Below are 11,201 nucleotides of genomic sequence, written 5' to 3'. Positions count from 1 at the left end.
TTGAAATTCCGTGATTATGAGCACTACGGTCCCACATGCGTACACGAGTGCATAGAAAGCGCAGGAAAACTCCTTCCGATCTGGCAAGATACCGATCGCTGCGTGCTTGCGGGTGACAATCCTATCATCGCAGGATCGAATGAGAGGTGTAGGTATTTGGACGAGATTCGTATCTTTTATTCATGGCAGAGCGATCGTGACGACGACGTCTGCCGGCGATTCGGCCGCATCGCGCTCAACGAAGCGATCGGGGCAATCCAGAGCCGGTTTCCCTTCGACCTAATGCTCGACTCCGATACGGCCGGTGTCGCCGGTACGCCCCCTGTCAGCGAGACAATTCTTCGCAAGATCCGACGCTGCGCGGTCTTCGTTGGCGATGTCTCGTTTGTTGCCGAAACAAGCGGTGGGAAACTGGTGCCGAATCCGAACGTCTTGACCGAATATGGGTACGCACGCGCGTTGCTGGATGACGAGCAGATCATCCTGGTGATGAACACCGCTTTCGGGGAGCCTACGGCGCTTCCCTTCGACCTCGCCCATTTGCGTCACCCAGCATCGTGGCGACTTGCGGAAGGCGCTTCCGATGGCGAGCGGCGCAAGGTACGCGGGGTCTTCGCTAAAAAGATGGAAGACTATCTCGCTGCATCAATAGACCATGCGCTGGCCAAGCGCGCGGCTGGCGCTGTCCAGCCCGATGCAATGCGCGCTGCCCATGAAATGATAGCCGATCTCCGGAATCGTACGGGTCGCGGTGATGTGCCGGCGATCGTTCCTGGCCCTAGACTTGTGATGCGGATGGCACCTGCAAAGCCCGTGGCCTACCTTGACCCCGTAGCGATCAAGAAGCTGAAGTTGCATTTCGTGCCTGAAGCCTATGAGCGTGCCGAGGCGATCACGAGCCTCGGGCAATGGGCCAGCTACGATCCTGTCAAACAGCGGAGTGATGGGCTCAATCCCGAAGCCCGTTGGTATACAAGGCTCGTTGAGCCGGGTTGCCTCGAAGCCTCGCTCACGGTGGGTGCTAGAATCCAGGACGATCCTGATATCGTTGTCGACGGGCGGCGTTTGGAAGGAACGATTGTAGAGACTGCGCGCCGACTGGCAGCGCTGCTGAAGGAACTCGGTGCCTCAGGCCCTGTTTCGTTAGAGGCCAGCGTGCATGATCTCCAGGATGTGAAGATCAGGGGCGCTCGCACTACGAGTCGTATGCTCCGGATTCCCGGGCTCGAACTCGGTATGGTCGACCTTCCCTCATCTGATGCCGTGCAGCCAGGTGCGCTGCGGCGAATGCTGGACGCGCTATGGCTCGCAAGCGGCTTCGAGGACGGGTCCACCGGCTTTAGCGGGGAAACTTGGACGGGTGACGAGTCCGGCGCTCTTTACGAGCCCATTTACATAGGCGGAGGCGCTGCGTGACGTTCGAGGAATATCAGCTCGGCGGACGCGCCCTCTACGCGGAATTTGTCGAAGCGGTCCGCCAGATCCTGGCGGGAGCCGTCAAAGCGAATGCGATGACGCCGCATGCCATCACGGGGCGAGCGAAGGATGCGGTATCCTTGAGGAAGAAGCTCGAGAAGCACGGCATCTCGCTCGACACCGCGATCAACGAGCAGCTCAGGGATTTGGCCGGCGTTCGCCTCGTCTTCCTGACCAATACGCAGGTCGAGCGCTTCCTGGCATCAGGCATCATTCACGAGAATTTTGAGGTCTCGAACGTGAACGTGCACCACCCGGTGCCTGGCACAGAGACAGAGACTCGGCTGTTCGACAGCACCAACTATACCGCCCAGCTCAAGCCCGACCGAACCGCTCTCGCGGAATATCGCCCGTTCGCGGGTCTCAAGATCGAAATCCAAGTCCAGACCCTGCTCAAGCATGCTTGGGCCGAGATGGGTCACGACACCATCTACAAGGAGCCCGACCTTAAGCATGTGGACAAGCAGCAGCTTGAACGCATCAAGGAGCGGATGGACGCTGTAATGCGCGAACATCTGCTCCCCGCAGGGCACGACTTCGACATGATCGCGCGCGACTTTGCCCTCTTGATTCAGGCCGATCAAAACTTCGAGCCGTGTATCGAGGCGATCTCGACCTCGAAGAGCAACAATGCCCTATCGGCGGCCCTGGACACGCTGAGCGACGTCGTCCTCCCCCGCCTCGAGAACAGAGGCGACCGCTTCCTGGAACAGCTGCCGGTGCTGATCGACGTCGTGGAGCGAACCCGGAGATCGCCGGCGGAGCCGATCGTCGATCCGAGCGGCACTTTCGACGGGGAGAATGGGTTAGATGTCGCGCGCAAGGTGGCGCCAGTCATCGAGCACCACTCGCTTTATGATCCGACGCGCACGCTCGACGCGCTTATCCGCCTGTTCAGCCGATCGGAAGGCGAGGAAAGGCGCCTCTGGCTTGATCTTGGCCGACGCTTGGCGGAGAACGACGTCGGGACATGGCGGACACATGGCCCTGCGGTTCAGCGCCTCATCCTAAACGTGTTCGCCGCTCTCGGCACTGATGCTTTGACCGCCGCGCGCGAGCTCGTCGTCACAATGATGCAGCAGGTGCTTTCGTCAGAAGTCGGCGGAATCAGCCGCGGCGACTTTCACACGTTCCAGATTGCCAAGGGCTCGGTCAACGCGTCCGATGCCGTCCGCCAGGTTCGCTCCGACGCGATCGGGTTGCTCGAGAGCCTGCTTGCTGTCTCGGCCGACGATCAGGAACGCGGCGAGATATTGTCGGCGCTGCGCGAGGCGAGCCGACCGCCTTACTATGGCGGTAGCGAGGCGGTTCGGGTCCTCGTTATGAACGATGCAGCGCGGGTCGCCGCGATCCAGCGCGTATTGGCACCGCAATGCCGCCTGGAGATACGCAGGCAGATAGAGGTAGACGCCATCCATGTGCATTCCTGGTATCACGTACTGCCCGAAGACATGGTTGCGAACGCTGAATTGGTCGGAGCGCAGACGGCCATCGTGGGCGAACTGCTGGCTCTCAGGGATACGCTCAACGCCGATCCGGATTTCATCCTCTACAAGACGCTAATAGGGCACGATTCGGTGCACCCAGATGCGTGGGACGCCGAGCATTTTGACCCCGAGCGCTTGCAGAAGTGGCGGGAGGAAGGCTTTCCCGCGATCGTCGCGCAGATCGACACGGATGGCGCCGAGGCCTGGACTGCGTTGGTGCGTCGATATCTTGCAGAGCCGATCGGGATCGGGGATTGGCTTCCCTTGTCGGGCTTTTCGCGCCACCTTGCCGAGACGAGACCCGATATAGCAGTTCACCTGCTTTATCAGATGGACGATGCACTCCGCCTCATACTGACGCCGCTGCTCCACGGCCTCGAGGCTGCAGGGCGGCTCGACGCCATTGATCTAGCAGTGGCGCGCTTTTCGGGACAGGGACGATACTTCCAGGAAATGGCCGCGTGGCTCGGCGAGCGCGACGGTGATGGATCCGAGCGCCTTTCTTCCCTTTCGATGCGAGCGCGTGAGCTTGGCGAGCACGATGGAGTACTGGCGCTCGTCAATGCTGCGGGTCAGGCTTTCAAAAAGAAGGGTGATCCATCACTCATCGCCGACGTGCTGATGCCGGCAGTCGCTTCGTTTACTGATGCGCGCCAGCCTGGCTGGATCGTCAATGCATGGTGGGTGTCCCACAGCGGCATGGTGGCGGCCTTGGATGAGGCCCAGACCGCGGCCTTCTTGGTGTCTTTTCTCGAGCTGCCCAAGATAGACCATAATGCCGAGTATGCGCTTGCTCGGACGGCTGATAATTTTCCAGTGCAGGTGCTCGAATTCTTCGAGTTCCGGATCGGTCGCGGACGCGGCGACGGTGGCTACTTCGACGCCGTTCCGTTCAGGCTCCACGAACTTCCGCGGCCGTTGTCGCGCCATCCCGAGACGCTGCTGCGATCCGCGCGCCGCATGTACGGCCTGAAGCCTTCGCTCCACCGTTTCCTCGGCGGCAAGCTGGTGGCAAACATCTTCCCCCAGCTCATACCGGAAATTGCAGATCCTCTGAGACGTTTCGTCGCGAACGGCGATCGCGACGACCTTTCGTTCGTGCTCTCGACGCTACAGCCCTATGAAGGTGCCGAAGAGGTTTACGCCGTCTGCATGGACGTCGTCGACCGTCTTGAGCAGGGCGACGACATGCTGGGGCGGGTCATCGCCGTACTCGGCGAGACGGGCGTGGTCACGGGGCAGTTCGGCCGGGTCGAGGCTGAGGTCGAACAGCACGGACGCCTTCAAGCCTGGATCAACGACCCTCGCGAAAAGGTTGCCGCGTTCGCCAGAACCCAGGCGCGCTCGGCGGTGCAGTCTATGGCATGGGAACAGCGGATTGCAGAACGTGAACTCGAGCAGATGAAACGGGAATGGGGTGGGCCCGAGACCAAGCATTGACGCGCCTGCGCAAATGCGAGGCGTCCGCGCCCGTAAGTCTACTCCAATCCCTAGCAGCGCAAGCGTCAACCTATGACAGGTAACGGGGATATACGAACGGCTTCACGATGGCTGCTGTTCAGGCGGGACCTACCATTGGGTAGTTCACAGCGTCGCCGTCCGTTTCTCCCATTTCGCCACACTACCCTGACCGCAACAAGCTGTTGCATTCCCCCATTCTGATGCCCTTTTGATCTGCCTCGCGAGCGCAGCCGATGGTCGGTTGCTCCGCGCACACGAGGCATTTCATGAGCGTCATCCCGATCCAAAGCCAAGCATCATCGCGCGGCGCGCGTATGCTGCGCACGGCGCTCGGGCCGGAGATTGCCGCCTGGCTTGAAGACGCCTCGGTCATCGAGGTCATGCTCAATCCCGACGGGCGGCTGTGGATCGACCGGCTGGGAACCGGGATCGCCGATACGGGGAGCGGAATGTCCGCCGCCGATGGCGAGCGGATCATCCGCCTGGTCGCGCACCATGTTGGGACCGAGGTCCATGCCAAAGCCCCGCGGGTTTCGGCCGAGCTACCCGAGACGGGGGAGCGGTTCGAGGGGCTGTTGCCGCCGGTCGTGGCCGCGCCCAGCTTCGCCATCCGTAAGCCCGCCGTAGCGGTGTTCGCGCTCGCCGACTACGTCGCCGCAGGGATCATGGATCGTTGGCAGGCTGACGCGCTGGCCCGCGCGGTTGCGGGCCGCAAGAACATTCTGGTCGCCGGCGGCACATCGACCGGCAAGACCACACTAACCAACGCGCTGCTCGCCGAAGTTGCCAAGACCGACGACCGGGTGGTCCTGATCGAGGATACCCGCGAGCTGCAATGCGCCGCACCTAACCTCGTATCGCTGCGCACCAAGGACGGCGTTGCCACCCTCTCCGACCTGGTCCGCTCCGCCCTGCGCCTGCGGCCCGACCGTATCCCCATCGGCGAGGTGCGCGGCGCTGAAGCGCTCGACCTGCTCAAAGCCTGGGGCACCGGCCATCCCGGCGGGGTTGGAACGATCCATGCCGGATCAGCGCTCGGCACCCTGCGGCGCATGGAACAGCTGATCCAGGAAAGCGTGGTGACCGTGCCGCGCGCGCTCATTGCCGAGACCATCGACGTCATCGCCGTGCTGGTCCGCGACGGAACCGGGCGGCGGCTCGCCGAACTCGCCGAGGTCACCGGGCTCGATAGCCGAGGCGACTACCGCATCCTTCCCGTCACCCCCCAAGCCCAAGGAGATTGAACTCGTGTTCCAGACCATTTCGCGCGCCCGTGACCGCCTGTCCGCTGCCATGCTCGGCGGCTTCATTGCCCTTTCCGTGGCGACGCCCGCCCATGCGGCGGGTTCGTCAATGCCGTGGGAAGCGCCGCTCCAGTCGATCCTCGAATCGATCCAGGGACCGGTCGCCAAGATCGTCGCGGTCATGATCATCATCGCCACCGGCCTTGCGCTCGCGTTCGGCGACACCTCGGGCGGTGCGCGCCGGATGATCCAGATCGTGTTCGGCCTGTCGATCGCCTTCGCCGCCTCGTCCTTCTTCCTGTCGTTCTTCTCGTTCGGCGGCGGAGCGCTCGTCTGATGGAAACCGCGCCGCCCGAAGCTGTGCCCGGCTTTGTCGTCCCGGTTCACCGCGCGCTGACCGAGCATATCCTGCTCGGCGGCGCACCGCGGGGCCTTGCGATCGCGAATGCGACGCTGGCCGCCGCGATCGGGCTGGGCCTGCGGCTGTGGATCGCGGGCGTGGTGATCTTCGCGCTTGGCCATGCGGTCTCGGTCTGGGCGGCGCGGCGCGATCCCCAGTTCGTCGATGTCGCTCGGCGGCATCTGCGCTTTCCAACCTATCTGAGGGTCTGAGCCAATGCTCTCGCTTCGCGAATACAGAGACAAGGCCGACCGGCTTGCAGACTTCCTGCCCTGGGCGGCGCTGGTCGCACCGGGCGTCGTGCTCAACAAGGACGGTAGCTTCCAGCGTTCGGCGCGCTTCCGGGGGCCGGACCTCGACAGCGCCACGCCTGCCGAACTGATCGCGACGACGGCCCGGCTCAACAGCGCACTGCGGCGTCTGGGCTCGGGTTGGGCAATCTTCGTCGAGGCGGTGCGCCGCCCAGCGCAGGACTATCCGGAAAGCGACTTTCCCGATCCGGCCTCGGCGCTGGTCGAGCGCGAACGCGCTGCGCAGTTCGCCGAGGAAGGTGCGCATTTTGAGAGCCGGTATTTTCTCACCCTTCTATGGATGCCGCCCGCCGAAGACGCCGCACGCGCCGAGAGCTGGCTCTACGAGGGCAAGGCCGAGAAGGGCATCAACCCGAAGGAGCTGCTCGACCTCTTCATCGACCGCACCGACCGGCTGCTGCGCCTAGTCGAAGGCTTCGTTCCCGAGGTCGCCTGGCTCGATGACAGCGAGACGCTGACCTATCTTCACAGTTGCATCTCGACCCGCAACCATCGGGTCCGCGTGCCCGAAACGCCGATGCATCTCGACGCGCTGCTCACTGACGAGCCGCTCACCGGCGGACTCGAACCGCGCCTGGGCCGTGCGCATCTGCGCACACTCACCGTGGTCGGGTTTCCGAGCGCGACCTTTCCGGGCCTGCTCGACGAGCTCAATCGGCTCGCCTTCGCCTATCGTTGGTCGACCCGCGCGGTGATGCTCGACAAGACCGATGCGACTCAGCTTCTCGGCAAGATCCGGCGGCAATGGTTCGCCAAGCGCAAGTCGTTGGGCGCGATCATCAAGGAGGTGATGACCAACGAGACTTCGGTCCTGGTTGATAGCGATGCCTCGAACAAGGCGGCCGATGCCGACGCGGCGCTGCAAGAATTGGGCGCCGATCATGTCGGCCAGGCCTATGTCACCGCGACCGTCACCGTCTGGGACGAGGACGCTGCGCTTGCCGCCGAGAAGCTGCGCCTCGTCGAGAAGATCATCCAGGGCCGCGATTTCACCGTGATCGCCGAAGGTATGAACTCGGTCGAGGCCTGGCTCGGCTCGCTCCCCGGCCATGTCTATGCCAATGTCCGTCAGCCCCCGATCTCCACGCTCAATCTTGCCCACATGATCCCGCTCTCGGCGGTGTGGGCCGGGCCGGAATGGGATGAGCATTTCCGCAGCGCCCCGCTCTTCTATGCGCGGACCGAAGGTTCGACCCCATTCCGGTTTTCGCTCCATGTCGGCGATGTCGGCCATACGCTAATCGTCGGGCCAACCGGAGCGGGCAAATCGGTGCTGCTCGCGCTGATGGCCTTGCAGTTCCGCCGCTACGATCGCGCCCAGGTTTTCGCCTTTGATTTCGGCGGTTCGATCCGGGCGGCCGCTCTCGCCTGCGGCGGCGACTGGCAGGATTTGGGAGCCAGTCTGGCCGATGATGGTGTCGGCGCGGTGCTGTTGCAGCCGCTGGCACGGATCAATGAACCTGCCGAGCGCAACTGGGCAGCCGAATGGCTGCAGGCGATCCTGGCCGCCGAGGGCGTCACGGTCGATCCTGCCACCAAGGAGCATCTCTGGTCGGCGCTGTCTTCGCTTGCAACTGCACCAATCGGCGAGCGCACGCTGACCGGCCTTGCGGTGCTGCTCCAGTCGCAGGCACTGAAACAGGCGCTCGCGCCCTATTGCATTGGCGGTCCTTTCGGGCGGCTACTTGATGCCGAAGTCGAACATCTGGGCGAAGCCAGCTTCCAGGCCTTCGAGACCGAAGGCCTGACCGGATCGGCGGCAGCGCCCGCCGTGCTATCCTACCTGTTCCACCGGATCGAGGGGAGGCTCGACGGCTCGCCGACGATGATCATCATCGACGAGGGCTGGCTAGTGCTCGACAGTCCCGCATTCGCCGCGCAGTTGCGCGAATGGCTGAAGACGCTGCGCAAGAAGAATGCAAGCGTTGTCTTTGCGACCCAAAGCCTTGCTGACGTCGAGACTTCGGCGATTGCGCCAGCCATCATCGAAAGTTGCCCAACCCGCATCTTCCTGCCCAATGAGCGCGCAGTCGAGCCGCAAATCTTGAGCATCTATCGTCGCTTCGGGCTCAACGACCGGCAGATCGAGATCGTCGCACGGGCGACCCCCAAGCGCGACTATTACTGCCAGTCGGCGCGCGGCAACCGGCTGTTCGAGCTGGGACTGGGCGAAGTTGCGCTCGCCTTCACCGCCACCTCGTCGAAGACCGACCAGCTGGCGATTGCCGAACTGACCGAAGCGCTTGGGCCAGCAGGCTTCGCTGCCGCCTGGCTGCGCCATCGCGGCCTCGGCTGGGCCGCTGACATGCTCCCAGACCCCGATCCCATTGTCCCCGCCCAATTGGGCCAACCAAAGGAGTAATGCCATGAAGTCGCGTCCCCAAAAGTCTCTGGGTTTCCGCCAGATGCTCGCCGCCGGCACCGCCGTGCTGTCGATGACCGTCACCGCGCTCGTCCCTGCGCCGGCCTATGCCCAGTTTGGCGGGATCGTTTACGATCCTTCGAACTACGCGCAGAACGTGCTGACCGCCGCGCGCACGCTCGAGCAGATCAACAACCAGATCCGGCAGCTGCAGAACCAGGCGACATCGCTGATCAACGAGGCGCGCAACCTCGCCAGCCTGCCGACCAGCGTACTCGCGCCGCTCCAGCAGCAGATCCGGCAGACCCAGCAACTGCTCGGTGAAGCGCAGCGGATGGCCTACAACGTCCAGCAGATCCAGACCGAGTTCTTGCGGCAGTACAAGTCGATGGACCTGACCGCGCCGCAACGCGCGATGGTCGATGGCGCGGAGGGGCGCTGGCAGAACAGCGTCGCCGCCTTCGAAGATGCGCTGAAGGTGCAGGCCGGCGCCGTCGCCAACATCGAAGGCACCCGGAGCGCGGTGAACGATATCGTCACCGCGAGCCAATCGGCAACGGGCGCGCTGCAGGCAGCACAAGCCGGCAATCAGTTGCTCGCCGTCCAGTCGCAGCAGCTCACCGACCTCATCGCCAGTGTCACGGCAATGGGCCGGGCACAGACACTCGATGCCGCCAACGATGCCGCCGCCAAGGCGCAGGCGCGCGAGCAACTCCGCCGCTTCCTTGCGCCAGGACGGGGCTATGTCCCGACCACCGCTCAGATGTTCCGGAACTGAGACGATGGACACCAAGCTCTTCGCGCGGATCGGGGCGGTAGCCTTCGTTGCCATTGCGCTGACAACGACCGCGCTCCAGCTGCGCGAAGAGCGCAAGCCTGAGCTCACCGAGGCAGTCACCGTCAACGAACCCGATGGCGATCCATTGCCGGAAATGCTGCGGCTTTGCTCCGAACTCGGTCAGCTTGCCGAAACAACTAACGAATGCCGTCTGGCCTGGGCCGAGAATCGGCACCGTTTTCTGGCTCCCGGCGCGCGACCCATGGAACGATTCCCGCAAGCCAGTCCGATGATCGGCAATTCCGGGCGGCCATCCCAGTCACAACCGGTCGTCGTGCCGTCCGGAACCGGAGGCCGTTGACATGGGTGGCACCGGCGTCGTCGACCACTTCCTCGACATCTTCTCACGCTATATCGACAGTGGGTTCGGGCTCCTGTCGGGGGAGGTCGCGTTTATCGCGACCACGCTGATCGTCATCGACGTGACGCTCGCCGCCCTGTTCTGGTCCTGGGGCGAGACGGACGACGTGCTCGCGCGCCTCGTCAAGAAGACACTGTTTGTCGGCGTGTTCGCTTACATCATCGGCAACTGGAACAACCTTGCACGCATCGTGTTCGAGAGCTTCGCCGGATTGGGCCTCAAGGCCAGCGGCACCGGCTTTACCGCTGCCGAGCTGCTACAACCGGGCCGGGTGGCGCAGGTCGGAATGGATGCCGCCCGCCCGTTGATCGACGCGATCTCGGACTTGATGGGGTTCGTCAGCTTCTTCGAGAACTTCCTGCAGATTGTGATCCTGCTGCTCGCCTGGGCGATCGTGATCATCGCCTTCTTCATCCTTGCAATCCAGCTGTTCATCACCCTGATCGAGTTCAAGCTGACAACGCTTTGCGGCTTTGTGCTGATCCCGTTCGGGTTGTTCGGCAAGACCGCGTTCATGGCCGAACGGGTGCTCGGCAATGTCGTCTCATCCGGCATCAAGGTGCTCGTCCTCGCGGTGATCGTCGGCATCGGTTCGACCATCTTCACCGAATTTACCAGCGCGATCGGCGCCGAACCCACCATCGAGGATGCGCTGTCGATCGTGCTCGCCAGCCTGTCGCTGCTCGGTCTCGGCATCTTCGGCCCCGGCATTGCCAATGGCATCGTCTCGGGCGGACCGCAGCTGGGAGCAGGTGCTGCCGCAGGAACCGCGCTGCTTGCTGGCGGTGCCGCAGCCGGTGCGGTTGCCGGCGCGCGGATGGCCGGCGGCGCGGTCGCCAGTGCCGCATCCAACGTGGCGCACGGCACTTCGCGCGCCGCGGGCGGGGCCACCATGGCCTATGCACTGGGCTCGGCAGGTAAATCAGGCGCAGCTGCAGTCGGCTCTGGCATGACTGCGGTCGGCGACGCCGCCGTCGGTGTGGCGACCTCACCGCTGCGCAAGGCAGGTGACGGCATGAAACAGTCGTTCCGCGAAGGCAGCCGCGCCGCGATAACCAACACCGGCGGCACGATTACGCCCGGACGCAATACGCCGCCCAAGCCGCCCGCCGATGCCGATCAAGGCAAGCCTGCATGGGCCAAGGCGATGAAGGACCGGCAGACCATCGCGCACGGCGCCACCATCGCCGCCCACACGCTCAAGTCCGGCGACAGCCATGGCGGCGGGGCTTCCATCGACACTTCCGAAAAGGACTGACGC

General features: G+C 63.7%; 9 protein-coding genes. All 9 read left to right on the top strand.

Annotated features, from left to right (window positions below; translation table 11 throughout):
• Window positions 1-156: 156 nt before the first annotated feature.
• The 9 genes from ACE3SN_RS01800 to trbL all read left to right on the top strand — a co-directional run bounded on the left by ACE3SN_RS01800 (window position 157) and on the right by trbL (window position 11,198).
• Window positions 157-1,416, top strand: a complete 1,260-nt coding sequence (locus tag ACE3SN_RS01800; RefSeq protein ID WP_374527026.1) for a hypothetical protein — start codon at window positions 157-159, stop codon at window positions 1,414-1,416.
• Entirely contained in the window at window positions 1,413-4,403 is a 2,991-nt protein-coding gene (locus ACE3SN_RS01795) for a hypothetical protein (RefSeq protein WP_374527025.1), read from the top strand. The genes ACE3SN_RS01800 and ACE3SN_RS01795 overlap by 4 nt, the downstream gene beginning before the upstream one ends.
• Before the next feature lie 287 nt (window positions 4,404-4,690).
• The gene (gene trbB / locus ACE3SN_RS01790) at window positions 4,691-5,668 is read left to right on the top strand and encodes a P-type conjugative transfer ATPase TrbB (protein WP_374527024.1); all 978 of its coding nucleotides are present in this window, start codon (window positions 4,691-4,693) and stop codon (window positions 5,666-5,668) included.
• Between the two features lie 16 nt (window positions 5,669-5,684).
• On the top strand, window positions 5,685-6,005 hold the full coding sequence (locus ACE3SN_RS01785) for a TrbC/VirB2 family protein (RefSeq protein WP_374527050.1): 321 nt from the start codon (window positions 5,685-5,687) through the stop codon (window positions 6,003-6,005).
• Window positions 6,005-6,280, top strand: a complete 276-nt coding sequence (locus tag ACE3SN_RS01780) for a VirB3 family type IV secretion system protein (RefSeq protein WP_374527023.1) — start codon at window positions 6,005-6,007, stop codon at window positions 6,278-6,280. The genes ACE3SN_RS01785 and ACE3SN_RS01780 overlap by 1 nt, the downstream gene beginning before the upstream one ends.
• A gap of 4 nt (window positions 6,281-6,284) precedes the next feature.
• Entirely contained in the window at window positions 6,285-8,741 is a 2,457-nt protein-coding gene (trbE, locus tag ACE3SN_RS01775; RefSeq protein ID WP_374527022.1) for a conjugal transfer protein TrbE, read from the top strand.
• 4 nt (window positions 8,742-8,745) lie between these two features.
• Window positions 8,746-9,519 carry a P-type conjugative transfer protein TrbJ gene (gene trbJ / locus ACE3SN_RS01770; protein ID WP_374527021.1) on the top strand — a complete coding sequence of 258 codons (774 nt, stop codon included), beginning with the start codon at window positions 8,746-8,748 and terminating at the stop codon, window positions 9,517-9,519.
• Between the two features lie 4 nt (window positions 9,520-9,523).
• Window positions 9,524-9,880, top strand: coding sequence for a putative entry exclusion protein TrbK-alt (gene trbK-alt / locus ACE3SN_RS01765; protein ID WP_374527020.1), 357 nt, complete (start codon window positions 9,524-9,526; stop codon window positions 9,878-9,880).
• Between the two features lies 1 nt (window position 9,881).
• A complete protein-coding gene (gene trbL / locus ACE3SN_RS01760) occupies window positions 9,882-11,198 on the top strand; it encodes a P-type conjugative transfer protein TrbL (protein WP_374527019.1) in 1,317 nt (438 codons plus the stop codon).
• Window positions 11,199-11,201 lie beyond the last annotated feature (3 nt).

Origin of the sequence: Novosphingobium sp., from assembly GCF_041915465.1 — a bacterium.
GTDB lineage: Bacteria > Pseudomonadota > Alphaproteobacteria > Sphingomonadales > Sphingomonadaceae > Novosphingobium.
The sequence above is the reverse complement of the archived record's forward strand: the minus strand, read 5'-3'. Positions and strand labels throughout refer to the sequence as shown.